Annotated in this window: 23 protein-coding genes; 17 read left to right on the forward strand and 6 right to left on the reverse strand. The window is 70.3% G+C overall.

The window, feature by feature from the left end; genetic code table 11:
• Positions 1-368: 368 nt before the first annotated feature.
• Positions 369-1,097 carry a hypothetical protein gene (locus VFE05_19430; protein ID HET6232255.1) on the reverse strand — a complete coding sequence of 243 codons (729 nt, stop codon included), beginning with the start codon at positions 1,095-1,097 and terminating at the stop codon, positions 369-371.
• A 178-nt stretch (positions 1,098-1,275) separates the two neighbouring features.
• Between VFE05_19430 and lysA the strand changes: the two genes are divergently transcribed.
• Entirely contained in the window at positions 1,276-2,550 is a 1,275-nt protein-coding gene (lysA, locus tag VFE05_19435) for a diaminopimelate decarboxylase (protein ID HET6232256.1), read from the forward strand.
• A 574-nt stretch (positions 2,551-3,124) separates the two neighbouring features.
• Here the strand turns inward: lysA and VFE05_19440 are convergent.
• The 3 genes from VFE05_19440 to VFE05_19450 form a co-directional block, all read right to left on the reverse strand.
• Complete coding sequence (locus tag VFE05_19440) at positions 3,125-4,279, reverse strand: RNA polymerase sigma factor (GenBank protein HET6232257.1); 1,155 nt, start codon at positions 4,277-4,279, stop codon at positions 3,125-3,127.
• The gene (locus VFE05_19445) at positions 4,276-5,214 is read right to left on the reverse strand and encodes an alpha/beta hydrolase (GenBank protein HET6232258.1); all 939 of its coding nucleotides are present in this window, start codon (positions 5,212-5,214) and stop codon (positions 4,276-4,278) included. The genes VFE05_19440 and VFE05_19445 overlap by 4 nt, the downstream gene beginning before the upstream one ends.
• A gap of 298 nt (positions 5,215-5,512) precedes the next feature.
• The gene (locus tag VFE05_19450; protein ID HET6232259.1) at positions 5,513-6,862 is read right to left on the reverse strand and encodes a putative glycoside hydrolase; all 1,350 of its coding nucleotides are present in this window, start codon (positions 6,860-6,862) and stop codon (positions 5,513-5,515) included.
• 518 nt (positions 6,863-7,380) lie between these two features.
• Between VFE05_19450 and VFE05_19455 the strand changes: the two genes are divergently transcribed.
• From VFE05_19455 to VFE05_19465, 3 genes are read left to right on the forward strand one after another with little or no spacing between them, the layout of a single operon-like run.
• Positions 7,381-7,551: a hypothetical protein gene (locus VFE05_19455; protein HET6232260.1), complete on the forward strand. Its 171-nt coding sequence runs from the start codon at positions 7,381-7,383 to the stop codon at positions 7,549-7,551.
• A gap of 42 nt (positions 7,552-7,593) precedes the next feature.
• A complete protein-coding gene (locus VFE05_19460) occupies positions 7,594-7,746 on the forward strand; it encodes a hypothetical protein (protein ID HET6232261.1) in 153 nt (50 codons plus the stop codon).
• A gap of 55 nt (positions 7,747-7,801) precedes the next feature.
• A complete protein-coding gene (locus tag VFE05_19465) occupies positions 7,802-7,954 on the forward strand; it encodes a hypothetical protein (protein ID HET6232262.1) in 153 nt (50 codons plus the stop codon).
• An 86-nt stretch (positions 7,955-8,040) separates the two neighbouring features.
• On the opposite strand, the gene VFE05_19470 is transcribed toward VFE05_19465, so the two are convergent.
• Positions 8,041-8,784 carry a hypothetical protein gene (locus tag VFE05_19470; GenBank protein HET6232263.1) on the reverse strand — a complete coding sequence of 248 codons (744 nt, stop codon included), beginning with the start codon at positions 8,782-8,784 and terminating at the stop codon, positions 8,041-8,043.
• Between the two features lie 629 nt (positions 8,785-9,413).
• Between VFE05_19470 and guaA the strand changes: the two genes are divergently transcribed.
• From guaA to VFE05_19485, 3 genes are all read left to right on the forward strand, one after another.
• Positions 9,414-10,958 (forward strand): glutamine-hydrolyzing GMP synthase, encoded by a 1,545-nt coding sequence (gene guaA / locus VFE05_19475; GenBank protein HET6232264.1) that lies wholly within the window; start codon positions 9,414-9,416, stop codon positions 10,956-10,958.
• 235 nt (positions 10,959-11,193) lie between these two features.
• Entirely contained in the window at positions 11,194-11,886 is a 693-nt protein-coding gene (locus VFE05_19480) for a phosphoribosylanthranilate isomerase (GenBank protein ID HET6232265.1), read from the forward strand.
• A 97-nt stretch (positions 11,887-11,983) separates the two neighbouring features.
• Entirely contained in the window at positions 11,984-13,873 is a 1,890-nt protein-coding gene (locus VFE05_19485) for a DUF4153 domain-containing protein (protein HET6232266.1), read from the forward strand.
• 27 nt (positions 13,874-13,900) lie between these two features.
• On the opposite strand, the gene VFE05_19490 is transcribed toward VFE05_19485, so the two are convergent.
• Entirely contained in the window at positions 13,901-14,608 is a 708-nt protein-coding gene (locus VFE05_19490) for an amino acid racemase (protein ID HET6232267.1), read from the reverse strand.
• A 180-nt stretch (positions 14,609-14,788) separates the two neighbouring features.
• On the opposite strand from VFE05_19490, the gene meaB reads away from it, so the two are divergent.
• The 10 genes from meaB to VFE05_19540 form a co-directional block, all read left to right on the forward strand.
• A complete protein-coding gene (meaB, locus tag VFE05_19495; protein HET6232268.1) occupies positions 14,789-15,859 on the forward strand; it encodes a methylmalonyl Co-A mutase-associated GTPase MeaB in 1,071 nt (356 codons plus the stop codon).
• 40 nt (positions 15,860-15,899) lie between these two features.
• Positions 15,900-17,636 (forward strand): methylmalonyl-CoA mutase family protein, encoded by a 1,737-nt coding sequence (locus VFE05_19500; protein ID HET6232269.1) that lies wholly within the window; start codon positions 15,900-15,902, stop codon positions 17,634-17,636.
• A 220-nt stretch (positions 17,637-17,856) separates the two neighbouring features.
• Positions 17,857-18,612 (forward strand): methyltransferase domain-containing protein, encoded by a 756-nt coding sequence (locus VFE05_19505; protein ID HET6232270.1) that lies wholly within the window; start codon positions 17,857-17,859, stop codon positions 18,610-18,612.
• Between the two features lie 411 nt (positions 18,613-19,023).
• Positions 19,024-19,452: a cobalamin B12-binding domain-containing protein gene (locus VFE05_19510; protein ID HET6232271.1), complete on the forward strand. Its 429-nt coding sequence runs from the start codon at positions 19,024-19,026 to the stop codon at positions 19,450-19,452.
• On the forward strand, positions 19,449-21,086 hold the full coding sequence (locus VFE05_19515) for an acyl-CoA carboxylase subunit beta (protein ID HET6232272.1): 1,638 nt from the start codon (positions 19,449-19,451) through the stop codon (positions 21,084-21,086). Before VFE05_19510 ends, VFE05_19515 begins: the two co-directional genes overlap by 4 nt.
• A 13-nt stretch (positions 21,087-21,099) precedes the next feature.
• Positions 21,100-21,669, forward strand: a complete 570-nt coding sequence (locus VFE05_19520; GenBank protein HET6232273.1) for a Uma2 family endonuclease — start codon at positions 21,100-21,102, stop codon at positions 21,667-21,669.
• 150 nt (positions 21,670-21,819) lie between these two features.
• On the forward strand, positions 21,820-22,278 hold the full coding sequence (locus tag VFE05_19525; protein ID HET6232274.1) for a YcxB family protein: 459 nt from the start codon (positions 21,820-21,822) through the stop codon (positions 22,276-22,278).
• Between the two features lie 3 nt (positions 22,279-22,281).
• Positions 22,282-23,658, forward strand: a complete 1,377-nt coding sequence (locus VFE05_19530) for an acyclic terpene utilization AtuA family protein (GenBank protein HET6232275.1) — start codon at positions 22,282-22,284, stop codon at positions 23,656-23,658.
• Positions 23,659-23,785: 127 nt separating this feature from the next.
• Complete coding sequence (locus VFE05_19535) at positions 23,786-24,697, forward strand: ribonuclease Z (protein ID HET6232276.1); 912 nt, start codon at positions 23,786-23,788, stop codon at positions 24,695-24,697.
• Positions 24,698-24,915: 218 nt separating this feature from the next.
• Positions 24,916-25,281 (forward strand): nuclear transport factor 2 family protein (locus tag VFE05_19540; GenBank protein ID HET6232277.1); only part of this gene is annotated, 366 nt, incomplete at its 3' end.

The following is a 25,281-nucleotide window of genomic DNA, read 5'->3' on the forward strand; positions in this document are numbered from 1 at the left end:
GCTCAAAGGCTTCGAGCAACGTCATGAGAACCTCCCGGTGCGAGTGTGAGCGCACTTCGCTGGACGCTCCGCACCATCGTCTCTGACTGCACTCGCAGCGTTACAGTTCTGTATCGGTAAGAGAACGAAACAGCCCTGCCCCCGCAAGCGGGAGAGGGGAGAACTGCGTGTAGGGGTTGAGTTTAGGTCATGCTCGCGGACTCGTCCGGCGCTGGATGGCGCAGCATCGATCGAGGGCAAGTGGAGCACGTCGCGATCCGATGCTCCGCCGCCCAGGCTCACCTCGGGCGCAAGACTCACCGTCACCGTGGACCGGACTCCCCTCCCCCAGGCAGTTTTGGGGGAGGGGCTGGGGGAGGGGGCCTCTTTCAGAACCGGAGCGTCCACTGGCCGGCGGGCGGCGGGCCGGGGGGCGGGGTGGCGGGGTCGTCCGAGACGGCGGCCACGCCCAGCGCCTGGGCCAGCGACGGCGTTCCGCGCGGCAGCCCGCCGGGCGAGACGGGGGCGCTGGCGGCCCGCTGGAGCAGCCAGTCCATCGTCGCGCGGTCGGTGGGCGAGAGCGAAGGGGAGAGGGCGCGCAGCCGGCCCATCAGCGCCTGCGACGCGCGGGGATCGTCCTGCTTGGGGCCGATCATCAAGCCGTCGCTCGCGCGGGGCATCGAGCGCGGGTCGTCCTGCTTGGGCCCCAGCATCACGCCGCCGCCCGCGGCGGGGATGGCGTGAGGGTCGTCCTGCTTGGGGCCGAGCGCGGCGGGGTCGTCCGGCCGCAGCCCGCCCGCGGCACCCGCGCGAACGGCGCGCCCGGCGGGAAGCCCGCCCTGCACGATGATGTGCGGCGAGTACATGTTGCCGCGCACGGCGATGCTCGACGGGTTGTCGGGCGCGGCGGCGGCGGCGCGGCGCAGCAGGTCGTTCCACGCGCCGCGCTCGCCCGCGGGCAGCGCGGCGGCGAAGGTGCGCAGGCGCGCGTCGAGCGCGACCACCTGCGGGGCGGTCACGGTCACCTGGTTGCCCTGCGCGCGGCCCGGTTGCGCGGCGGCGAGCGCCAGCAGCGGGACGGCGGCGGCGATCCAGCGGGAGCGGGGTGCGTGGTGCATGGCAGCCTCCGGGACGGCGGATGCGGGTTGCCCGCGGAGCGCGGGCGGTGGCAGGTGGCGCCGTGCGCCGCAAGGCGCGGGCCGCAACCCCGCGCACTGGCACGCGCCACGGTGCCACGGTTATTTTCCGCACACTCCCATCCACCGTGTCCCCGCAACCGGTTCCGGCATGGAAACGATGTCCGCATCCCCGTCCCTGGCGGCCGAGCCGTTCCCGCGCCGGGACGGCGTGCTCTGCTGCGAGGAGGTGCCGGTCACCGACCTGGTCGCCCGCTGGGGCACGCCGCTCTACGCGTACAGCGGCAGTGCGATCCGCGAGCGGTTCCAGGAGCTGGACGCGGCGCTCGCGCCGGTGCCGCACATGGTCGCGTACTCGGTGAAGGCGAACGGGAACCTGGCCGTGCTGCGGATGCTGGCGGAGATGGGCGCGGGGGCCGACATCGTGAGCGGCGGCGAGCTGCACAAGGCGCGGCTGGCGGGGATCCCGCCGGAGCGCATCGTGTTCAGCGGGGTGGGGAAGACGGTGATCGAGCTGGCGGCGGCGCTCGACGCGGGCATCTACGCCTTCAACGTGGAGTCCGAGGGCGAGCTGTGCGCGCTCAGCGAGCTTGCGTGCGCGGTGAAGAAGCGGGCGCCGGTGGCGCTGCGCATCAACCCGAACATCGACTCGCCCACGCCGCACGCATACACGCGCACGGGCCACGCCGCCACCAAGTTCGGCATCGCGGCCGAGCGGGCGCGGACCATGTACTCCATCGCCGCCAAGCTGCCCGGCATCTGGGTGCGCGGCATCGACGTGCACATCGGGTCGCAGATCCTGGAGGTGGAGCCGTACCGCCGGGCGATGGAGCACGTGGTGGACCTGGCCTGCGACCTCAAGCGCGACGACATCGGGCTGGAGTTCCTGGACCTGGGCGGCGGCCTGGGCATCTCGTACGAGGGCGGCGAGGGCCTTTCGGCGGCGGACTTTGCGGCGGCGGTGGTGCCGGGGGTGGAGGAGACGGGGCTGCGGCTGCTGGTGGAGCCTGGCCGCTACCTCGTCGGTGCCGCGGGCGTGCTGCTCACGCGCGTGCTGTACGTGAAGGAAGGCGGCGGCAAGCGCTTCGTGATCACCGACGCGGGGATGAACGACCTGATCCGCCCCAGCCACTACTCCGGCTGGCACGCGGTGGAGCCGGTGGAGCTGTGCGGCGACCGGCCGCACGGGCGGGTGGACGTGGTGGGGCCCATCTGCGAGACGGGCGACTTCCTGGCGCTGGACCGCGACATGGAGCTGCCCAAGGCTGGCGAGCTGCTCGCGATCCACACCGTGGGCGCGTACGGATTCTCCATGTCCTCTCAGTACAACCAGCGCCCCCGCCCCGCCGAGGTCATGGTCGAAGGCTCCGAAGCCCGCTTGGTGCGGAGGCGCGAGACGTTGGACGACCTCGTGCGGGCGGAAGTCGGTTTGTAAGCCGTCTCTCCGATAGGCTCCCGCGGCGGACCGCTCCGGAGCCGGCCGGCGGAAACCGCCCCCGCCGTCCGTCTCCTCCGTGGGGGCGGGGAGCCTCCTCCTCCGGGCGGCGATACTGCCTGCCGCCCTCCGTCCGGGGTCTCCCCGCCCCGGCGTGAGCCTGCCGAAACCGCCCGGCAGTCTCCCGCCGCACATCATCTTCCGGGTACGGCGAAAACCCCGGCGAGACCTCTCCGGAATCCTCGCCACTATCCCAACCTGTAGGGAGCGGACCTGTGTGTCCGCCCGTCCTTCCGCCGCGTGAATCCCTCGATTCCTGCGGCGATTTCGCGTGCCCGACCGCGGGCCGACACGCAGGTCGGCCCCTACCATCCTGCTGCGATTTCGCGCGAACCCAACACCTGCGAACACGCGGCGAACCCTCCTTGCGACAGCCTTCGTCCGCCAGGACGACCGCAGTTCAAAGCCGGTGGTTTCATACCACCGGCGGACCATCGGCGTGCTTTATCCTTTCTCGATACCAATCCTAGCTGCGGCCCTGAAGCGCCGGAGCTTCCGCGATTTCGCGCCCGATTCACATCTCCCGAAGCCACATCAGCACGATCGGGACGCTTCCGAGGAAGAGGCCGGCGGCGAAGCCGAGGATTCCCATCTTCCGGCCGTGGGCGTGACGCTTGGCGGCGCCTTCAGGATCGGCGCGCAGCTCGGCCTCCATGCGCCGGCGGACGATGCGCGGCAGCCAGGCGAAGTGACAGAAGGCGAAGATGCCGATCATCACCGCGAACGCGATGGTCACCGGCACCGGGCGCGGCCGCAGCACGATGGTGGCGATGAAGACGAGCGACCCGAGCATGCACACCGCCGCGAAGCGCCGGATGCCGCGGCGCTCCTCCTCGTCGTGCGCGGCGGCGAGCATCTTCCGCGCGCCTGCCAGCACGCCCATCCATCCTCCGAAGAGGCCGACGAAGGCGCCGGAGACCGCGCTGGTGAGCGCGAACGCGCCTACCTTCACCGCCGTCTTCCCGCCTATCGCCAGCTTCCCGCCCACCGCCGCCGCTCCACCCGCGGCAACCGCCGTCGCGCTCGCCGCCCCGGGCGACGCGAGCGATAGCGCGACGAGCACCGCGGCCGTGAACGCCGCCGTGGGCGCCGTCTCCTCCAGCCGCCGCGCCATCTCGCCGCGAAGGCGGATGCGGGCGCGGGAAAGGCGCTGCTTCACCGCGTCCTCGCTCATCCCCAGCAGCTCGCCCACCTGGCGGGCCGACTGGCCTTCCCGGTAGAAGAGCACCACCGCCTCGCGCGTGGGCGCAGGCAGCGCGTCGAGCGCGGCGGCCAGGGCGGCGCGCTCCTCCTCCGCGACTAGCCGCTCGATGGCGTTCGGGCGCGGGTCGGCCGCCGCGGCCAGCAGCTCGTCCGCGTGCCCGTCGCTGATGCGCTTGCGGCGGCGCACCTGCGTGCGCAGCGCGGTGTGGGCGCGGTTGCGCGTGACCTGGCGCAGCCACGGCAGGAAGCTGGCGGGCTCGCGCAGCTTGCCCAGGTCCGTCCATACCGCGAGGTAGACGTCCTGCGCCGTCTCGCGCGCCAGCTCCACGTCGCGCAGGATGGCGAGGGCGATGGAGTCCACGGTGGTGCGCGTGGCATCCACCAGCCGCCCGAAGGCGCCGTGGTCGCCGCGCGCGGCGGCCCTCACGTCGCCCTCCAGCCGCAGCGCGAGGGCCGCGTCGCTCATCTGCCCTCCAGGAAGCGGTCCATCGCCGCGAAGAGGAACGCCGGGTCGTCCAGCATCACGAAGTGGCGCGCGTTCACGGCCTGCACCACCGTGTGCCGCGGGATGCGGGCCACCTGCGCCGCGTAGCTCGCCAGCACGGAAGCCCGCTGCGCTTCCGTGATCCCGTCGCCGGAAGCGATCAGCAGCACGGGCGTGCGGATGGCGGCCACGGCGGGGCGCAGGTCCGTGGTCAGCATCTCCGCCATCGCGCGGCCGGCGGTCGCCGCGTCCGACGCGCGGCCCCAGCGCACGCCCATCTCCCTGCTCGCCGAGTCCTTCGCGAGACCGCTCATCGACATCCGCGTCTGCTGCTCCATCGCATCGGGGCCAAGGGCGGCGAAACCGGCGCGCATCATCTCCGCCTGGGCGCGCATCTTCTCCGGCGTCATGGTGCTGTCGCCGAGCGCGGCAAGGTACGGCACGCCGTCCACCGCCACCACGGGGCCCACGAGGTCCGGAGCCGCGGACGCGACGGAGAACGCCAGGAAGGCGCCGAGGCTGTGGCCCACCAGCACGGGGTGGTCCAGCCGCTGCTCGCGGATGTAGCGGATGATGGCGTCGCGCTCCGTCTCCAGGAACCGGTCGCCGCCCATCGGCGGCACGCCCGCGAAGCCGGCCAGCGTCAGCACGTGCATGTCGTACCGGCCGCGGTAGTGCTCCACCGCGCCCTTCCACACCTCGCCCGAAGAGATGAGGCCGGGGATGAGGATCATCGGCCGCCCGTGCCCCACCCGCTGCACGACGAACGGCTTCACATCTGCCGAAGCATTGGTGGGCGGCGGGACGGGAGATGCGGCGCGCGCGGAGGTCTGCGCGGAGGCGGGAAGCACGCTGGCGAGCGACAGGAGTGCGGCAGCGCTGGGAATCGCGCGGAGGTGAAGGGAAAGGCGGCGCATCGTAAAGCTCCGGACGGGTGACGCGGCCCCGCGGTTCGGGGCCTTCACTTCCTGAGTAGCCGGTCGCGGCAGAAGGTGACATGGTTCCCGGATCCGCGCATCGCATCCACATCGAACGACAGGACTCACGCGGAGACGCGGAGGACGCGGAGAAGGGCAGGGGAGCGAGCTGTTCTCCGCGATCTCCGCGTCTCCGCGTGAGCTATCTTGGTTCAGAGACGGCAGGATGAAAACGGAGCGGGTCCGGCGTGGAGGCCGGACCCGCATCGGTGCGTCGAAAGCTCGGAGCGCGGCCCGGCTACCGCCCGCCAGTCGTCCGGCCAGCCGCCGCGCCTGCTCTCGCAACGGCCTTCTGGCGGGCTTCGCGCATACCCCAGCCTTCGAAACGGTTCACCTGCGCGACCAGGCGGTGCGGCGGGGTGAAGATCTTCGCGTGCGACTCGTACCGCGTGTCGAAGGCGGCCTGGACGTTCTCGTAGCGCGACGCGGCGTTCCAGAAGATCCAGTCCTCCAGGCCCACGTCGTACACGCCCTGCATCTGCGCGGTGGCCTGCTGCGGGCCGTACGGGTAGTTGCGGTCCACCCACGGCGCGTTGAACGCCTGGAGCCACGGAATCGTCCGCGCGGGCCGCACGCCCGCCTCGCGCAGGCGGTCGTTGCGGATCACGCCCATGCCCACGGCCGTGCGGATCGCCTCGTACGGCATGCGGTTGGGGTGCGGCACGCCCGGCAGGTGCGTGGGGAAGTAGTGCGACGGATAGACCATCGGCAGCAGGTGGTCCGCGATGCCGGAAAGCGTCTCCCACTGCTGCCCGATCTCCACGTCGCCCGCGTCGTTCATCGACAGCCCGAACAGGTCGGCGCCCACCACGGCGCCCAGCGGGTGCAGCCGGTCGCGGGCGCGCGTGAGGAAGCCGGAGATGGCGTCCGTGCGGCTGCCCGTGGCGCCGGGGTGCACCTGGCGCGGCAGGCTCTTGTACGCCTCGGGGAAGCGCACGTAGTCGAACTGCACCTCGGGGAAGCCGGCGCGCGCCGCCTCTTCGGCGATGGCGATGTTGTAGTCCCACACGTGCTGGTCCCACGGGCTCACCCACGTGTTGCCCACCTTGTCGCGCCACAGCGCCCCGGTGGGAGTGCGGATGCTCCAGTCCGGCCGCGCCTTGCTGAGGATGGGGTCCTTGAACACGACGATGCGGGCGATGGCGTAGATGTCGTGCGCCCGCAGCGTGTCGGCCAGCGCCTTCAGGCTGTAGATGGGGTGCCCGGTGCGCAGCCCCATCTGCCGTACCAGCGGCACGCCGCTGAGGTAGAGGATGCCGTTCTCGTCCTTCACGTCCACCACGAAGGTGTTGATCTCCGTGCTGTCGGCCAGCGCCAGCAGCTGCGGCATGCGGCGCTTGGACGCGGCCGTGTACGCCGTCACGTACAGCCCGCGGATGTACTCCGGCGCCCGGTCGCGCGGGGCGGCGTCGGCGCTGGCGGCCCGCGCATGGGCGGGCACCGCGTGCGAGCCGTTTGCCGAGACGAAGGAAGAGGCGACCGCCGCGGCAGAGGCCAGCGATTCGGTGCGGTGGTCCGCGGCGGGCGCGCCGCACGCGCCGAGGAGCAGGACGGACGAGAGGGCGAGGCGAGCCTGGGTGCAGCGCATGACGGTGGTATCCCGCGGACCAGAGGGAAAGCGTGCCGGACGTGCCGGTGAGGGGGTGAAAAGCGGACTTCCGGAGCGGTCCGGGCCTGCCGGTGGGGGCCGCGGGTGCCCCCTGAAAGCCGCCGGCATCTGGCCTGGATCGCGCCTGCGAGAGGCACCGCCATCTGTTTGACCGCCACCGCGAAAATGGTGCCGCTCGGGGCGGGCACCGGCCTCCGCACGAGCGGGCTCGGGCGTGCCCAGATCGGGCCCCTGATCGACAGCGCGGCTGATGTCGCTGGATCTCGCCTCCGGGGCAGAATCGGACGCAATCTCGAACGCGCATCGTCGGACAATCACAAGCAAACAGGCGTGATAGTGCGCCACCGGCAGACTCGGTGAGTACGTTTGGGGACGCGGGAGTTGCGGGGGATCGGGGGCGTGTTTATTCTTCGATCCGGCTTCCAAGCCATCTCCCCACCAGCCCGGTCCTGCGTCCTTTCCCGACGCCATCCATCTCCCGAAGCACGGAGAGCACCATGTCCAAGCTCACGCCCGACGACCTTCAGGTCACCTCGTTCGACACCACGGTGTCCACCATCGACAGCTCGGTGCCGATCAACGTGGTCACGCAGGATAAGCCCAACTGCTGGTCGCCGCTCTGCGTGGACACGTACTACCAGACCTGTCCGCAGACCGTCATCGGCTGACCCGCGCCCGCGGCCACCCCCTCACCGCGCCGGAGAACGATCATGAAGAAGCTGAGCGTCGAAGACATCGCGGTCACGTCGTTCGAGACGGGCGTTCTCACCATCGCCGTCTCGCCCGCGTTGCAGTCCGGCACCAGGGAGGCCCCGTGCTGCCCGTCGCCCATCTGCATCCCGACGTACCAGGTCAACTGTTAGCCGTGCCGCGACTCTCGCGGACGGCTTCGTCATCCCAAACACCACCGGAGCACCCATGCTGAAGCTGAACTTCGACTCGCTCGACGTGACCTCGTTCGACACGGGCACGCAGAACGCCGCCTCCATCGCCGTGACGGTGCCGGTCACCGTGGGCGACTCGCCGCTGTGCGGGCCGACGTACTGGGAGACGTGCGAGACCACCAACTGATCCGGCGGTCGCGCGGATCGGCAACGAAGAAGGGCCGTGGCAGATTTGCCGCGGCCCTTCTTCGTTTTTCGGGAGATGCGTGTGCGTCAGGCCGCTTCCGTCCAGGTGAGACCGGGAACCTCCACGCGCAGCTTGTGCGTCGCCGCCTTGCCGTCATCCTTGCGGCAGTCCTCGAGCGATGCGTTGCACGCGACCGTGGCGTTCACGACGAAGGTGTCGCCGTCTTCCCACACCAGGGTGCTCTCGTCCACCGCCGCGGTCTTCGGGCCGGAGCGGAGGCGCGCGAAGTCGGCCGGGTGCGACGCGCCGGTCGCCAGGTCGATGCCGAAGAGCTGCACCGTTCCTTCCTGCTTGCTCACCAGCAGCGCGTACGGCTTCTCGGCCGCGTAGGCGACCCAGGGCGCGGGCCCGTACTTGAGCACCTGCGTGGGCGTGAGCTTGCGTCCGCGCAGGTCCGCGACGTACAGGTACGCGGCCCCGTCGCGCGCCGTCCCGTTCACGAACGCGTAGCGCGCGCCCGGGCTGGGCGGAGACACGCGGTACGCGATAGGCGCGCCCGTGGCGTCCGCCAGTTGCAGCTTGGGCGCGAACGCCCCCGCAGCCGTGGATAGCGTGCCGTCCGGTGCGAGGCGCAGGCCGTGGCCCGCGGCGCCCGGCTTCAGCTCCGTCCAGGTGGCGGCGCTCACGGTGCCGGGAAGCCCGCCGTGCGACGTGTCTGGCGCGGGGGCGTGGCCCTGCGGCGCCGCATCTTCGGACCGTTGCTTGTCGGGAGATGGCGAGCAGGCCGCCGCGACGAGCGCGAGGGCCAGCGTGCGGGCGAGCTTCTTCATGGCGGGTCCGTCTTCGGGAGATGTAGGGCGGGCGACGCCGCGCCGAGGATGCACGGTGCGTCGCCCATGCGCCACAGAACCCGCCAGGCGGCCAACGGTTCCGGATTTCGCGATGGGAGGGCAGGGGATGGCGACGGAGATTCGCAGGCTGGGCCCACGCGACGTGGCGGAGTACCGGCGGCTGCGTTTGGAGGGTTTCGAGCGGCGCCCGCTCCAGTGATGATGAAGCGCCTCCGCTGATGTCTGGGCGCGACTGACTCCGCCGCTCCGCCGGAATGCTGAACCGCTCTCCATCTTCCGAAGCAGCCCGCCCGTAGGCTTCGCCGCGTTGCGCCTGGGTGATGGTCGGCGCACCGAATATCCCGAATCCGCATCAGGCATCGCATCCGCCGACACGCTGGGTTCATCGACAGTTCCACCGCACGTCGTCCGTCCCGCCGATCCACATCTACCGTCCCCTCGTCCTGCATCGTCCGGCTGGCGTCCGTGCTCGTCCGGCGCGAGTAACAGCCGTCGGAAGCGCTTTCCGCGGGACCGCGCGAGCGGTATTTTGCCGCCGCGCACCGGGCGGCCGAGGGGAGCCCTCGCCGGACCGCCGGTGTCGCCACCCCGACCGGCTACGAGGCGACGTGGATCCCAACCGCATCCTGATCATAGACTACGGCTCGCAGTTCACGCAGCTCATCGCGCGGCGCATCCGCGAAGAGCGCGTGTACTGCGAGATCCAGCCGCCCACCCGCTCGCTGGAGTGGATCCGCGAGTGGAAGCCCAAGGGCGTCATCCTCTCCGGCGGCCCCTCGTCCGTCTACGGCGAAGACGTGCCTACGGCCGATCCGCAGCTGCTGCACATGGGCGTGCCGGTGCTGGGCGTGTGCTATGGGATGCAGCTCATCACGCACCTGGAGGGCGGCACCGTGGAGCGCGGCCGCCGCGAGTACGGCCGTGCGCAGGTGGACATCCGTGAGGCCACGGGCATCTTCGAGGGCTTCCGCCCCGGCGAGCAGACCACCGTGTGGATGAGCCACGGTGACCACGTGGTCGCGCCGCCGCCGGGCTACCGCGTTCTCGCCAGCACGCCGGATCTGCCGTACGCCGCGTTCCAGGCCGAGGACCGCCCCATCTACGGCGTTCAGTTCCACGTGGAGGTGGCGCACACCACGCGCGGCGCGGAGATGATCTCCAACTTCGTCTTCGCCGTCTGCGGCTGCGAGCCCACGTGGACGGCGGGCTCGTACATCGAGACGGAGCTGGAGAAGATCCGGCAGACGGTGGGCGGCGCGCAGGCCATCTGCGGCCTCTCCGGCGGCGTGGACTCGTCCGTGGCGGCCACGCTGGTGCACCGCGCCATCGGCGACCGGCTCACCAACATCTTCGTGGACACGGGCCTGCTGCGGCAGGGCGAGCGCGAGGCCGTAGAGCGCACCATGCGCAAGCACATGGGGATGAAGCTGGAGGTGGTGGACGCCTCCGCGCTCTTCCTGGAGCGTCTCAAAGGTGTCGAGGATCCCGAGCAGAAGCGCAAGATCATCGGCCACACCTTCATCGACGTGTTCGAGGAGGCCGCGGCCAAGATCGGCGCCGACGCCAGGTTCCTCGTGCAGGGCACGCTCTATCCGGACGTGATCGAGTCGCTGTCGGTGAAGGGCCCGTCGGCCACCATCAAGACGCACCACAACGTGGGCGGCCTCAAGGAGGAGATGAGCTTCTCGCTGATCGAGCCGCTGCGGGAGCTGTTCAAGGACGAGGTGCGCCAGGTGGGGCGCGAGCTGGGCCTGCCGGAGGAGATGGTGGGCCGCCACCCCTTTCCCGGCCCAGGCCTGGCCATCCGCGTGCTGGGCGCCGTGGACGAGCGCGAGCTGGCGATCCTGCGCCAGGCGGATGCCATCTACCTGGAAGAGATCCGCGCAGCCGGCCTGTACGACGACATCTGGCAGGCGTTCGCGGTGCTGCTCCCGGTGCGCTCCGTGGGCGTGATGGGCGACGAGCGCACGTACGAGAACGTCTGCGCCCTGCGCGCTGTCACCAGCCGCGACGGCATGACGGCGGACTGGTATCCGTTCCCGCACGACGTGCTGGGCCGCATCAGCACGCGCATCATCAACGAGGTCGCGGGCATCAACCGCGTCTGCTACGACGTCTCCAGCAAGCCTCCCGCGACCATCGAGTGGGAGTAGCGGGCGTCTGCGGTTCGGTAGATGTGAGGCGGAGATGTAGATCGGCCGGATGTGGAGCTGGAGATGTACGTCGGACGATGCGGGTCGGGAGATGTTGATCGGGAGATGTAGCTCGGACGATGCGGATGGGGAGATGCGAAGCGGGAGATGCGCGGCCGCGGATGATCGGCTTGCCTGCCACGCATCCCACCGTCGATTGCCTGCCGACCGTCCATGTACTTCTGCCGAGGCGAACGTGGGCCCCACGAACAGACCGCGCATCAAGATCTGCTGCATCTCGTCCGTAGACGAGGCATGGACGGCCATTCGTCACGGCGCGTCCGCGCTGGGCCTCGTCTCCGCGATGCCGAGCGGGCCGGGCGTGATCGGCGAAGATGCCATCGCGGAGATCGCGCGCCGCGTGCCGCCGGGTATCGCCTCGTTCCTGCTCACCTCCGCGACGGATGCGGACGCGGTGATCGAGCAGCAGCGCCGGTGCGGCACCAACACCGTCCAGCTCTGCGATGCGGTGGACGAGGCCGAGTACGAGAAGATGCGTCGGGCGATGCCCGGCGTCGCACTCGTCCAGGTGATCCACGTCCGGAGCGATGAGTCGGTGGACGAAGCGCTTTCCATCGCGCCGCACGTGAACGCCATCCTGCTCGATTCCGGCAACCCGTCGCTCGCGGTGAAGGAGCTGGGTGGCACCGGGCGCGTGCACGACTGGTCCCTCAGCCGCCGCATCCGCGAGGCGGTGGACGTGCCCGTCTACCTCGCCGGCGGCCTGCGCGAGGACAACGTCGCCGACGCCATCGCCCGCGTGCAGCCGTTCGGCCTGGACCTGTGCAGCAGCGTCCGCACGGACGGGAAGCTGGACGCCGCCAAGCTGGAACGCTTCTTCGCCGCCACGGTCCGCCCAGCCCCCGCATCCGCAGCGATCCAAACGTAAGCAGCCTTCCTCACGGCGGGTCAGCGCTTCATCTTCCGAATCGCACCTCTCATCCGCCGTCGTTCGTCTTCCGTCCCCCATCCCACCCGGCACACCCATGAGATTCGTTCCGCGCGCATTGCAGGCGTACGCACACGACGCACGCGCCGCGTTCACGCACGCGCCGCTCGAGGTGCTGGTGGGCGTGCTCGTAGCCGTCACGTTCGCGGTCACGCAGCGGGGTTCCGGCCGGGGGCAGTACGATTTGTGGTGGCGCGTGGCCGCCGCGTCGGCTCTAGCGTTCCCGCTGCTGCTGAGCCTGAGCGTGCTGCGGGCGCGCGGGGTGCTGGCTGAGCGGCTGCGCTGGCCGATCTCCGCCGCCGTGCTCGCCGCCGCGGCATTGTACGGCTGGCTCGTCCTCGATCCCGACCACGATGCGGAGGCGTGGCGCTGGTTCCTGCTCGCGGCGGCGGCCGTGCTCGCGCTGCTGCTCACGCCTGTGGCGGGCGGCGGCGAGCGCGCGGAGGTGCGGCGGCGTACGTGGTCGTTCGGCTACAGGGGGATCGTGCGGACCGTGGGCGTGCTGGGCTACGCGGCGCTGCTGTACCTGGCGCTGAGCGGCGCGGTCGGTGCGGTGACCACGCTCTTCGACCTGGAGACGCCCAAGCACCTCTACACCGACCTTTTCGCGGTCGTCTTCTTCGCCCTCGCGCCGTGGATCCTGGTCGGCGGCATCCCGCGGCTGATCGAGCCGTGGCGCGGCGACACCGCGGTGCCCAAGCCGCTCAGCATCGCCGGGCGGTTCCTGTACGTGCCCGTGCTCGTCGTCTACCTCGCGATCCTGTACGCCTACACGGTGCGCGTTCTGGTGACCGGCGAGATCCCGAAGAACCTCGTCTCGCCGCTCGTGATCGCGGCCGGGTTGCTGGGTTTCGGCGTGGCGCTGCTGCTGGAGCCGGTGTACGGCGACCCCGAGCATCGGGGCGTCTCGCGCGCCGTGCGGCTGCTGCCCGCCGCGCTGATCCCGGTGCTGCCGCTGGCGTTCTGGGCGGTGCTCCAGCGGCAGGCGCAGTACGGGTGGACGGAGTTCCGCTACGTCCGCCTCGTCGTGCTGGTGCTTCTCGCGATGCTCGCGGTTCTCGGTACGATCCGCCTCGTCCGCCGTCAGCCGCCGGTACTCTCGTCGGTGCTCGCCATCTTCCTGGCGGCGTCCCTGCTCGCCGCCGTCGGGCCGTGGAGCGCGACCGCCGTCTCCCGCCGCAGCCAGACCGCGCGCCTGGAAGACGGGCTTCGCCGTATCGGGCTTCGCGACCGCGCCGCCTGGGCGAACCAGCTCACGCGCAAGGACGGGCTGCGGGTAGACTCCGCGCGATACGAGCAGATCACGTCCAGCGCGTCGTACCTCTACCGGAACCACGGAGCCGCCGCGCTGCGCCGCGTCTTCCCGGGCGTCCCGGACACGCTGCCGACGGGAGGAAGCGTCACCGCTCTCGTTCACCTGGTGCGTTCGTGCGGGCCGCCGGAGAGCGACGTCAGCGCATCGTTCGACTGGAACGGTGGTGTCGCGGGGATCGAAGGGGGCGTGATGCAGCAGCTCAACGTGACCCGCGGCGATCCGGACACGGTCGCAGTGGCCGGCGCCCCGACCCTCACGGCGCGGCTGGAGCCGGACGCGGTTGTGTTCCGTGCGGGAGGAGCGGATGCATGGGAAGCGCGGGTCGAGCTCGCCGCAGTGAGGGCCCACGTGAACCGCATGGCCGCTAGATGTCCGCGCCCGGAATATGACGCGATCCACATCGACCACGCTCTCGCGCTCCAGCCGCTCATGGACGCGGCAGGACGCCGCCGCGGCCAGCTTCTGGTGACGGAGGCCGGTATCCACAATGCCCCGGATACGATCACGGCGAAAGGCAAGGTCGTCCGCATCGACGCACCGGGCTTCCGCCGTGTGGGCGGATCGTTGTTCCTTCGTCCCTCCACCGCGGCGCCCGCCACGCCGGTGCACTGACGCACGGCGAGCTCGCGATGTCGATGGTCAGACTGTAGATGAACCTTCGTAGCGCAGGCGGCGGACGATGGCGGCCACGTGCAGCGCCGTCGTGTCCAGCGCCGGGACACCCGCGATGTCCGTCCCGGGAAGCAGCAGCGGCAGCTCCGTCCCGCCCAGGATGATTCCGTCGATGTGCTCCTCGTCGCGCATCCGGCTCACGAGTGTGGTGAGCTCCTGCCGCGTATCGTTGCGGAAGTCGCCTTTGAGGAGCTGGCCGACGTAGCGGTCGTGGACCCATGCGCGGTCCGCCTCGTCCGGCGTCACCACCTCGATTCCGTAGCGCCGGAAGACTTCCGGATAGAACGGCGCCTCCATCGTGAACCGCGTGCCGAGAAGGCCGAGGCGGCTCATCCCCCGCCGCCGCGCCTCTTCCGCGCAGACTTCGACGATGCTCAGCAGTGGAACGGGTGAACACGCCGCGAGATCGTCGAACACGATGTGCGGCGTGTTGGCCGTCATCGCCACGAAGCCGCAGCCTGCGCCCGCGAGTCGCTGAACCGAGGCGAGGAGATAATCCGCCAGCGCCTCGCGATCCGTTGCCACGAGGCGAAGCGCGAGATGGACGTCCAGGCTGTCGATGACGATCGACGGTGCGGTGGACGCGTCTTCGTGCGCCCACGCTTCCAGGATGCGGCGGTAGTAATCGATCGTGGACTCCGGCCCCAGCCCTCCTACCAGTCCCACTCTCGCCATCTTGCTCCTCCGGAATGCTGTTGCGGCCTGCACATCTTCTCCGTGACGGAGGATTATGATAGCGCTGCCCGCAACGTCCGCTACCCGCTCTCCGCTCGCGGGGGGAGTGGACGCTGCTGCGCCCATCCGTATGGAGCGAGCCGATTGACAAGCGGGGCGGCGGAGCGGCACTTTTCACCGATGGCTACAGACCTCGACACATCGCCCGCGCAGGAGCTGCTGGAGCGCTTCCGGGCGGGCAAGCGCGTGGCCCTGGCCCGCGCCATCAGCATGGTGGAAGACGCGCGCCCCGGCTTCGAGACCGTGCTGCACGCGCTGCACCCCGACATGGGCCGGGCCCAGCGCATCGGCCTCACCGGGCCTCCCGGTGCGGGCAAGAGCACGCTCACGTCCAAGCTGGCTATGGAGTACCGCAAGCGCGACGAGAAGGTCGGCATCGTCGCCGTCGATCCATCGAGCCCGTTCACCGGCGGGGCGCTGCTGGGCGACCGCATCCGCATGAACAACATCTCCACCGACCCCGGCGTCTTCATCCGGTCGATGGCGACGCGTGGCGCGCTGGGCGGCCTGGCGACCACGAGCAAGGAGGTCGCGGACCTGATCGACGCGTACGGCTTCGAGCGCATCGTCATGGAGACGGTGGGCGTGGGCCAGAGCGAGCTGGAGATCGCGGGCACGGCGGACACCAGCGTGGTCGTTCTCGTCCCCGAGTCGGGAGATTCCATCCAGGCCATGAAGGCCGGGCTGATGGAGATCGCCGACGTCTTCGTCATCAACAAGGCCGACCGTCCCGGCGCCGACCGCCTGGCGCAGGAGATCGAGCTGATGCTCCACATGCGCTTGGGCGAGGGTGCGCCCTCCAACGCCGGCCACCACGGCGTGAGCCTCAAGACGGTCGGCAAGGCCGCTCGCGAGCGCAAGCAGCAGGCGGCGGAGGAGAGCGGCGGCTGGTCCATCCCCGTGCTCAAGACGGTGGCGCAGACGGGCGAGGGCATGGAGGATCTGGTACGAACGCTGGACCGGCACCTGGTGTACTTGCAGGAAAGCGGCGAGCTTTCGCGCCGCCGGCAGCGGCGGCTGGAGGAGCGAGTGCGCGCGGTGGTGGAGCGGCGCCTGCAGCGGCTGGCGTGGGTGCACGGGCGCGGGGAAGACATCCTCCGCGAGTCGCTGCCCCAGGTGGAAGCCGGCGCGCTGTCGCCGTACGCGGTTGCGGCGCGGATCGTGAAGGAAGTGGCGGGGCGGCAGGGGTGAGCGGCGGACGGGCACTGATCTCAGCACGGGGAACGACACGATGAGCATAGTGGAGCACGAGGTCCCGCCCGCCGAGCTGCTGGAGCGGATCGCGCGCAAGGAGCGCGAGCTGGAGGCCCTGCGCGCCGGGCTGGCGAAGTGGCAGGGCGCCCTGGCCCGCACGCCCCAGCGCGACGTCTCCTTCACCAGCATCTCCGGTTCCGAAGTGGAGGCGCTGTACACGCCCCTCGACCGTCCGGAGACGGGCGGGAAGGAGGCGGCGTACTACAACGAGCGCATCGGCTTCCCGGGCGAGTACCCGTTCACGCGCGGGCCGTACGGCACCATGTACCGCACGCGGCTGTGGACCATGCGCCAGTTCGCTGGCTTCGGCACCGCCGAGGAGACGAACGCGCGCTACCACTTCCTGCTCGGCCGCGGCCAGACGGGCCTGAGCGTGGCGTTCGACTTCCCCACGCTCATGGGCTACGACTCGGATCACCCGCGCAGCTTGGGCGAGGTGGGCAAGTGCGGCGTGGCCATCTCGTCGCTCGACGACATGGAGACGCTGTTCAGCGGCATCCCGCTGGACCAGGTGTCGGTGTCGATGACCATCAACGGGCCGGCCATCATCCTCTTCTGCTTCTACATGGTGGCGGCGGAGAAGCAGGGCGTGCCCTTCCAGAAGCTGCGCGGCACCGTCCAGAACGACATCCTCAAGGAGTACCAGGCGCAGCACGCCTGGGTCTACCCGCCGGAGCCCGCGCTTCGGCTGGTGATCGACATGTTCGAGTGGGCATCGAAGAACGCGCCCAAGTACAACCCCATCTCCATCTCCGGCTACCACATCCGCGAGGCGGGCGCCACCGCCGTGCAGGAGCTCGCGTACACGCTGCGCAACGGCTTCGAGTACGTGGAGCACGGCGTGGCGCGGGGGATGGACGTGGACGATTTCGCGCCGCGGCTCTCCTTCTTCTGGGACGTCCACAACGACTTCTTCGAGGAGATCGCCAAGTTCCGCGCCGCCCGCCGCATCTGGGCCCGCACGCTCCGCGACAAGTACGGCTCCACCAACCCGGAGAGCTGGCGCCTGCGCACCCACGCGCAGACGGCGGGCGTGACGCTCACCGCGCAGCAGCCCGAGAACAACATCGTCCGCGTGGCCTACCAGGCCATGGCGGCGGTGCTGGGCGGCACGCAGAGCCTGCACACCAACTCGATGGACGAGACGCTGGCCCTGCCCACCGAGCGCGCCGTGCAGATCGCCCTGCGCACGCAGCAGGTGCTCGCGTACGAGACGGGCGTCGCCAACACCATCGACCCGCTGGCGGGCTCGTACTACGTGGAAGCGCTCACCGACCAGATGGAGGCCGAGGCGGAGGAGATCTTCGCGCAGATCGACCGGCTGGGCGGCGTGGTGCCGGGCATCGAAGCCGGCTACTTCCAGCGCGAGATCGCCCGTTCCGCCTTCACCCAGCAGGTGGAGATCGAGCGCGGGGAGCGCACCATCGTGGGCGTCAACGAGTTCACGGTCGAAGGCGAGGAGCTCCAGATCCCGCTCCTCAAGGTCACCGAGGAGGCCGAGACGCGGCAGCGCGAGCGCATGGCTGGCATGCGCGCCCGCCGCGACCAGGCCGAGGTGGATCGCACGCTGGGCCTGCTCAAGGACTCCGCCCGCTCCGGCGAGAACGTCGTCCCCGCCATGCTCGACGCCGTCCGCGCCTACGCGACCCTGTACGAGATCCGCGCCGCGATGGAAGAGGTCTTCGGCGCCTACCAGGAGCCGGTCTTCTTCTAACCGACTCGGTAGATGCAGCAACCCGGAGCCGGGAGTGCCAAGCGCTCCCGGCTCCTGGCATTTCCGGCCACGGATCGACCGGGCGCGCAAAGAGAAGCCCGCTCCAGCGACCGCCGTTAGTCCGCGAAGGCGGACTCTGCGCTTCTGTTGCCGCGGTTTCAACCGCCAGACCACCGCCGCGACGACCTCTCCGAATCCCCCACCTCCAGCCATCGTCCCGATGACCGCACCATCCGACTGGTGGGCAGACTACTTCGACGAGAAGTTCGTCGACCTCTACCGCCACTTCCTCACGAACGAGCGCACCGAACGCGAGGTCGCCGGCATTCGGGAGATGCTCTCCCTCGCGCCCGGCGCCGAGGTGCTGGACCTGGCCTGCGGCTGGGGCCGCCACTCCATCGAGCTGGCGGAGGCGGGGTTCCGCGTGACCGGCCTGGACTTCTCGCCCACGCTGCTCGCGTCCGCGCGCAAGCGGGCGAAGGCCGCGGGCGTAACGGTGGATTTCGTGAAGGGCGACATGCGCGAGGTGCCGTGGACCGGGCGGTTCGATGCAGTGCTCTCCCTCTTCTCGTCGCTCGGCTACTTCCTTTCGGACGAGGAAGACCTGCGCGTCCTCCGGTCCGCGCACGATGCGCTGAAGCCGGCCGGGCTGTTCCTGATGGAGACGATGCACCGCGACCACATCGTCGGCGCATTCGCCGAGCGCGACTGGTGGGAGAACGAGGATGGCACCACCGTCTGGATCGAGCGCGAGTTCGACGCGGTGGACGGCGTCAGCCGCGAGTGGCTGCGCTGGAGCCGCGCCGGCAAGACGGGCGAGAAGTACCACGAGCTGCGCATCCGCAACGCGACCGAGTGGGACGTGCTGCTCCGCCGCGCCGGCCTGGAGCCCGTCGAGTGGTACGGCGACTGGGAGAACGCGCCCTTCATCCACACCTCCGAAGACCTCATCGTCGTCGCCCGCCGCAAGCGCTGACGCGGTCCGGCGCGATCTCGCGCATCCGCCAAAGGTTTCGAGCGAATCCCCGCGATCTCGGCAGAGGCGTGGGGATTCGACTTTCGGGAGATGCATGGCCGTCCATCCGGCGCCTGACATCTACCGAAACCGATGCAGCCAGCCGGCACCCGTGCGCGACGATGCTGTCCGATCCACCCGCCGTTCGTGTTTCGCCCGCGGAGGATTGCTCCGGTGGCGCAGATGGCGTGGATGATGCCCTCGACAAGGGATTCCGGGGAGCCGGACTTCGATGCTGCGGCGGTGGCGCGGATGTTCCGTGGTGGGGCGGGGTTCGCTTGCCCGGCCCACGGCGGGCCTGTAGAATTAGCGGGCTCCCGCCCGATTTACGCCGGAGCGCGCGCCCTTCCTCTACCCGACCGATAGCACACGATGCCTGAACGGAAGATCCGCGTCCTCGTCGCCAAGCCGGGGCTGGACGGCCACGACCGCGGCGCCAAGGTGATCGCCGCCGCGCTCCGCGACGCGGGCATGGAGGTCATCTACACCGGCCTGCACCAGACGCCTGAGATGGTGGTGGCGGCCGCGGTGCAGGAAGACGTGGACGTGGTGGCCATGTCCATCCTCTCCGGCGCGCACATGACGCTCTTCCCGCGCGTGCAGGAGCTGCTGGAAGAAGAGGGCGCCGACCACATCCTGCTCACCGGCGGCGGCATCATCCCCGAGGAGGACATGGCGGCGCTGGAGAAGCGCGGCGTGGGCAAGCTGTTCGGGCCCGGGACCACCACGGGCGCCGCGGTGGAGTACATCCGCTCCTGGTTCTCGGAGCACGGGCGCGACCGCGAAGCCGCCGAGCAGTGACCGCCGGCACCGCGGCCCCCGCCGCGCCGCCCACGGGGCGAATGGAGACGCTCACCCGCGAGCTGGCCGAGCTGGAGGCGAAGCTGCGGCAGGGCGGCGGCCCCAAGCGCATCGAGAAGCAGCACGCCGAGGGCAAGCTCACGGCCCGCGAGCGCATCGGCCTGCTCGTCGACCCGCGCACGCGCTTCCAGGAGGTGGGGCTGCTCATCGCCCACGACCGCTACGAGGGGCAGGCGCCCGCGGCGGGCGTGGTCACGGGCTTCGGCACCATCGCCGGGCGCGAGGTGGTGATCGTGGCCAACGACGCCACGGTCAAGGCGGGCTCGTGGTGGCCCGAGACCATCACCAAGATGCTGCGGGCGCAGGAGATCGCCATGCGCTGCCGGGTGCCCATCGTGTACCTGGTGGACTCGGCCGGCGTGAACCTGCCGTACCAGGGCGGCGTCTTCCCCGGGCAGTACGGCGCGTCGCGCATCTTCTACTACAACTCCATCATGCGGCGCTACCTGAAGGTGCCGCAGATCGCCGCCGTGATGGGGCCGTGCATCGCCGGGGGCGCGTACCTGCCCGCGCTCTCCGACTCCATCCTGATGGTGGAGGGCACGTCGTTCATGGGTCTCGGCGGGCCGAACCTCGTCAAAGGGGCCACGGGCGAGACGGCCGACGGCGAGACGCTGGGCGGCGCGTACACGCACAACGCCATCTCCGGCGTGGCGCACTACCGCGTGCAGGACGACCGCGCGTGCATCGCCAAGATCCGCGAGCTGGTGAAGATGCTGCCGCGCGTGCCCACCGCGCTGCCCATCAGCGAGCCGGTGCCGCCCGCGAGGCCCGAGGCGGACCTGTACCGCATCCTCCCCGCGGAGCACAAGCAGCCGTACGACATGCGCGAGGTGCTGCGCTGCATCCTGGACGGCGGCGCGCTGGACGAGTTCCAGGCGGACTACGCGCCGGAGATGATCTGCGGCCACGCGCGGGTGTGCGGCATCCCCGTGGGCGTGATCGCGAATGCGCGCGGGATGCTCAAGGACCCGCACGGCGGCCGGCCCAAGTTCGGCGGCATCGTCTACGCGGACAGCGCGGACAAGGTCGCGTTCTTCATCGAGACGCTGAGCCGCCACGGCACGCCCATCCTCTTCCTGCAGGACGTGTCGGGCTTCATGGTGGGCACCGACGCCGAGCACTCGGGCATCATCCGCGCCGGCGCGCGCTTCGTGGAGGCGATGGCGACGGCCACGGTGCCCAAGCTGGTGCTCACGCTCAACCACGCGTCGGGCGCGGGGTACTACGCCATGGCGGGGCAGGGCTTCGAGCCGGACTTCATCTTCAGCTGGCCCACGGGCCGCATGGCGGTGATGGAGGGCGACTCGGCCGTGATGGCGCTCTTCAGCGCGCAGCTCGACGCGCTGAAGAAGCAGGGCAAGCAGCCCGACGAGGAGATGCAGGCCAAGATGGCCGACGTGCGCGCCGAGTACGAGCGCCAGCTCGATGCCAAGTACGCCGGCGCCCGCGGCTTCGTGGACGCCGTGATCGCCCCCGACGAGACGCGCGCGGCGCTCTCGCTGGCGTTGCGCACCTCGCTCAACAACCCGGGCCCGCACCTGGGCGCGTTCGTGCTTCCGCCCAACCTGTGACCGGGAGGTCAGGATGTACGCTCCCACGCCGCACCGGTTCACGGTGCGCGAGTACTACCGGATGGCCGAGGTCGGCATCCTGCGCGAAGGCGAGCGGGTGGAGCTGCTGGAGGGCCAGGTCGTTCAGATGACCCCCATCGGGAGCCGCCACGCGGGCACCGTGTCGCTGCTCGCGTCGCTGCTGGGCCGCGCGTACGGGCAGGACGCCATCATCTCGGTGCAGAACCCGCTGCGGGTGGGCGACCTCAGCGAGCCGGAGCCGGACATCGCGGTGCTGCGGCCCCGCGACGACTTCTACCGCGACAGCCACCCCACGCCTCCCGACGTGCTGCTGCTGATCGAGGTCGCCGACACGTCGTCGGGCTTGGATCGCGCCGGGAAGGCGGAGATCTACGCCCGCGCCGGGATCGCGCACTACTGGATCGTGGACTTGGCGGCGGGCGAAGTGGTCGTTCATCTCCGCGCCGAAAACGGCCGCTGGAGCTCCGTCCGCACCGCATCTCCGGACGACTCGCTTCCGTTGCCGGGGCTGCTCGGGGCGAGCGTTCCCGTGCGCGTGCTGCTGCCTTCGGCGCGCGCGTGACGAGATCCTTGGCTGACGCAGCGCATCTTCCCATTGGGCCACGCTCGGTCCGATTCAAGGGCCAGCCCGTTTCCGCGCATCGTCTCCGGTTCTGGCGGATTGGCGGACGGGTTGAGTGAGCCGGCAGCTCTGCCGCCCGTGCGCTTCCGTGTGGAACGCGACGAGCACGCGCGAGCGGTCCAGGCAATTCGCGGCGGGGAGATGGCGGCGATGGGCCTGCTCCCGCTCATGGCGTGGTTCGCGGTGCTGTCGGCACTGGCGACGGCAATCGAATCCGTCGGGATCGGTCGGACCAACCCGTTCGCGTTCATGTCGCTCGTCCTTCCGGCAGCGTTCCTCGGCGCGGCGTGGTGGCGGAGCCGGCGGACGGGCGTACTGCGGTGGAGCTTTTCCGACGCGGGCGTGGCGATCGACGGCAGGCCGCGCCCGCTGCGCATCCGGTGGGACGCCGTTCGCGAGGCGGAAGAGACTGCGGAGTTCTTCCTGCTGCGGCTCGAAGCGATGGGCTGCTACGTGCCGAAGCGCGCCCTCGCCGAATGCGAGGGCCAGGTCCGCGCGCTTCTTCTCGACAGACTGGGTGAACGGGCGCGCGTCGCCCCTCAAAGCTGAACGATGATCAAAGACAAGATCCGCATCGCGTCCGGGCAGGGCTTCTGGGGCGACCAGCTGGACGCGCCGAAGCAGCAGGTGGAGGGCGGCCCCATCGACTACCTGATGCTCGACTACCTGGCCGAGGTCACCATGTCGATCATGCAGAAGCAGCGCTCGCGCAACCCGAACCTGGGCTACGCGCGCGACTTCGTGCCGCTGATGGGCGAGATCCTGCCGGCCGTGGTCGAGCGCGGCATCCGCGTGGTGGCGAACGCGGGCGGCGTGAACCCCGCCGGCTGCCGCGACGCCGTTCTGGAAGAGGCGCGGAAGGCAGGCCTCGGCGGACGTGCGCGCGTGGGCATGATCTCCGGCGACGACATCCTGGAGCGCATCCCGGACCTGCTGTCGCGCGGGATCGAGCTGAAGAACATGGAGACGGGCGAGCCGCTGTCCACCATCGCCGGGCGGGTGCAGAGCGCGAACGCGTACATCGGCGCGCGGCCCATCGTGGAGGCGCTGCGGCAGGACGCGCACGTGGTCATCACCGGACGTTCGACCGACACGGCGCTGACGTACGCACCCATGATCCACTCGTTCGGCTGGTCGCTGGAGGACTTCGACCGCATCGCCGCGGGTGTCGTGGCCGGCCACATCAACGAGTGCGGCGCGCAGGCATCCGGCGGCAACCACCTGGTCGACTGGCGCACCGTCCCCGACTTGGCGAACGTCGGCTATCCCATCATCGAGGCGTTCCCGGACGGCTCGTTCGTGGTCACCAAGCACGACGGCACCGGCGGGCGCGTGTCGCTGGCGACGGTCAAGGAGCAGCTCGTCTACGAGATGGGCGACCCGCACAGCTACATCACGCCGGACTGCGTGGCGGACTTCACCAGCATCCGCCTGGAAGCGGAAGGCGAGAACCGCGTGCGCGTGCACGGCCTCCGCGGCGACAAGCCGACGGACTTCCTCAAGGTCAGCATCGCGTACTCCGACGGCTACAAGGCCACGGGCACGCTCGTGTACTCCTGGCCCGACGCGGTGGAGAAGGCGCAGCTCGCCGACCGCGTGCTCCGCGAGCGGCTGGACCGCCTGGGCCTGAAGTTCGACGAGGTGCTCACCGAGTACGTGGGATGGAACGCCACGCACGGCCCCCTCGCCGGCCCTCCGCCAGCGGACCTGCCGGAGGTCACCGTCCGCTGGGGCGTTCGCGGGCAGGACAAGGCGGCTGTCGAGCGCTTCACCAAGGAGATCGCTCCCCTCGTCCTCGCCGGCCCGCCGTCGGTAACCGGCTTCGCGGGCGGGCGCCCGGCGGTGCAGGAGATCATGGCGTACTGGCCCGCGCTGGTGCCCAAGACCGAGATCGAGCCGCACCTGCGCGTCGAAGTCCTCACCGCGTAGCTCGTGCCCGGCCGGATGCCGCGCCCCGGCGCCGCTCCTGCACAGGAGCCGCCGCGGCGCGGCATCTTTCTTTCGCCGGACCAGCGGGCGGCTCGCCCATCCATCGAACCACCGGATCGTCAAGCAGATGCGCGTCACCTTCCTCGGCACCGCAGCAGCCCGCCCAACCGTGGGCCGCAACGTCTCGTCGCTCGTGATCCAGCGCGAGGGCGACGTGATGGTGTTCGACTGCGGCGAGGGCACGCAGCGGCAGATGATGCGCTACGGCACGGGGTTCAGCTTCAACGACATCTTCTTCACGCACCTGCACGCCGACCACTTCCTGGGCGTGATCGGCCTTCTTCGCACGCTGGGCCTCCAGGCGCGCGAGGAGCCCGTGGATCTGTGGACGCCGCGCGGAACCGAGCCGCTACTCCGGCAGGCGGTGGACCTGGGCGTGGAGCGCGTGCCGTTCGAGGTGCGCATCCACGGCCTGGACCACGGCGAGGCGGTGGAGCGCGGCGCGTATGCCATCGTCCCGTTCCGCACGCAGCACGGGCCGCGCAGCCTGGGCTACGGCGTGGTGGAGAACGAGCGCCTGGGCCGCTTCAACGCCGCGAAGGCGCGGGAGATGGGCATCCCCGAAGGCCCGCTCTGGGGCAAGCTGCACCACGGCGAGACGGTGGATGTGGATGGCCGCACCGTCACCGCCGCTGACGTCGTCGGTCCGCCGCGCCCTGGCAAGCGCGTGGTCTACACGGGAGATACTCGGCCGGCGCCCGCCACCCGCGAAGCCGCCGCCGGCGCCGATCTGCTCATCCACGAAGCCACTTTCGCCCACGACGAGGCCGACCGTGCCGTCGCGACCGGCCACTCGACCGCCCGCGAAGCCGCCGAGGTCGCTGCCGACGCGGGCGTCCTGCGCCTCGCGCTGACGCACTTCTCCCCACGCTACGCCGACGACCCGCGCTTCCTGGAGCGCGAGGCCCGCGCCGTCTTCCCCGAAGTCGTCTCCGCCTACGACGGCCTGGTGATCGAGGTCCCGTACCGCGACGAGTAGGTCAGCACTACGGAGTTCGATGGCGGCAACCGATTCCGGCAGGCGTGGAGAGGGAAGCCGCGTCGATCGTCCATCAAAATCCTTGCGTCTCCGATCTCTCGCGACCATACGTCCGATGCGAGTGTGACCGCACCTGCCCCCCTTGCGCCAGATTTAGCTTCTATCAAGCCAAATTCTGTGGCATCCTTGCTGCCTCACCTCCACCTTCGAGGTCCCCCGTGCATCCGAACGAGCAACTGCTGGAACGGCTCTACTCGAGCCTGCGCGACCGTGACGCTGCCGGGATGGCCACCTGCTACGCTCCCGATGCAACTTTCCGAGACATTGCCTTCGAGCTGAACGGCATCAACCAGATCCAGGCGATGTGGGACATGGTCTGCCGTGCGAAGGACTTCCGGGCGTCGTTCGATGGGGTCCGGGCGGATGATGCCGCCGGAAGCGCGGACGTGGTCGACGATTACATCTACGGCGATACAGGCGCCCCCGTCCACAACGTGATCCACTCCGAGTTCGTCTTTCGGAATGGGCTCATCGTGGAGCACCGGGATTCGTGCGATGCGCTGGTGTGGGGCAGACAAGCGCTC

It is taken from the genome of Longimicrobiaceae bacterium, assembly GCA_035696245.1.
Taxonomy (GTDB): Bacteria; Gemmatimonadota; Gemmatimonadetes; order Longimicrobiales; family Longimicrobiaceae; genus DASRQW01.

Bases quoted from the DNA above. Each gene is read 5' to 3' on its own strand.
- VFE05_19465 (HET6232262.1), top strand. From the start codon at position 7,802: ATGCTGAAGCTGAACTTCGACTCGCTCGACGTGACCTCGTTCGACACG.
- VFE05_19530 (HET6232275.1), top strand. From the start codon at position 22,282: ATGATCAAAGACAAGATCCGCATCGCGTCCGGGCAGGGCTTCTGGGGC.
- meaB (HET6232268.1), top strand. From the start codon at position 14,789: ATGGCTACAGACCTCGACACATCGCCCGCGCAGGAGCTGCTGGAGCGC.
- VFE05_19490 (HET6232267.1), bottom strand. From the start codon at position 14,608: ATGGCGAGAGTGGGACTGGTAGGAGGGCTGGGGCCGGAGTCCACGATC.
- VFE05_19430 (HET6232255.1), bottom strand. From the start codon at position 1,097: ATGCACCACGCACCCCGCTCCCGCTGGATCGCCGCCGCCGTCCCGCTG.
- VFE05_19445 (HET6232258.1), bottom strand. From the start codon at position 5,214: ATGCGCCGCCTTTCCCTTCACCTCCGCGCGATTCCCAGCGCTGCCGCA.
- VFE05_19470 (HET6232263.1), bottom strand. From the start codon at position 8,784: ATGAAGAAGCTCGCCCGCACGCTGGCCCTCGCGCTCGTCGCGGCGGCC.
- VFE05_19535 (HET6232276.1), top strand. From the start codon at position 23,786: ATGCGCGTCACCTTCCTCGGCACCGCAGCAGCCCGCCCAACCGTGGGC.
- lysA (HET6232256.1), top strand. From the start codon at position 1,276: ATGTCCGCATCCCCGTCCCTGGCGGCCGAGCCGTTCCCGCGCCGGGAC.
- VFE05_19450 (HET6232259.1), bottom strand. From the start codon at position 6,862: ATGCGCTGCACCCAGGCTCGCCTCGCCCTCTCGTCCGTCCTGCTCCTC.
- VFE05_19440 (HET6232257.1), bottom strand. From the start codon at position 4,279: ATGAGCGACGCGGCCCTCGCGCTGCGGCTGGAGGGCGACGTGAGGGCC.
- VFE05_19485 (HET6232266.1), top strand. From the start codon at position 11,984: ATGAGATTCGTTCCGCGCGCATTGCAGGCGTACGCACACGACGCACGC.
- VFE05_19510 (HET6232271.1), top strand. From the start codon at position 19,024: ATGCCTGAACGGAAGATCCGCGTCCTCGTCGCCAAGCCGGGGCTGGAC.
- VFE05_19500 (HET6232269.1), top strand. From the start codon at position 15,900: ATGAGCATAGTGGAGCACGAGGTCCCGCCCGCCGAGCTGCTGGAGCGG.
- VFE05_19460 (HET6232261.1), top strand. From the start codon at position 7,594: ATGAAGAAGCTGAGCGTCGAAGACATCGCGGTCACGTCGTTCGAGACG.
- VFE05_19455 (HET6232260.1), top strand. From the start codon at position 7,381: ATGTCCAAGCTCACGCCCGACGACCTTCAGGTCACCTCGTTCGACACC.
- VFE05_19505 (HET6232270.1), top strand. From the start codon at position 17,857: ATGACCGCACCATCCGACTGGTGGGCAGACTACTTCGACGAGAAGTTC.
- VFE05_19520 (HET6232273.1), top strand. From the start codon at position 21,100: ATGTACGCTCCCACGCCGCACCGGTTCACGGTGCGCGAGTACTACCGG.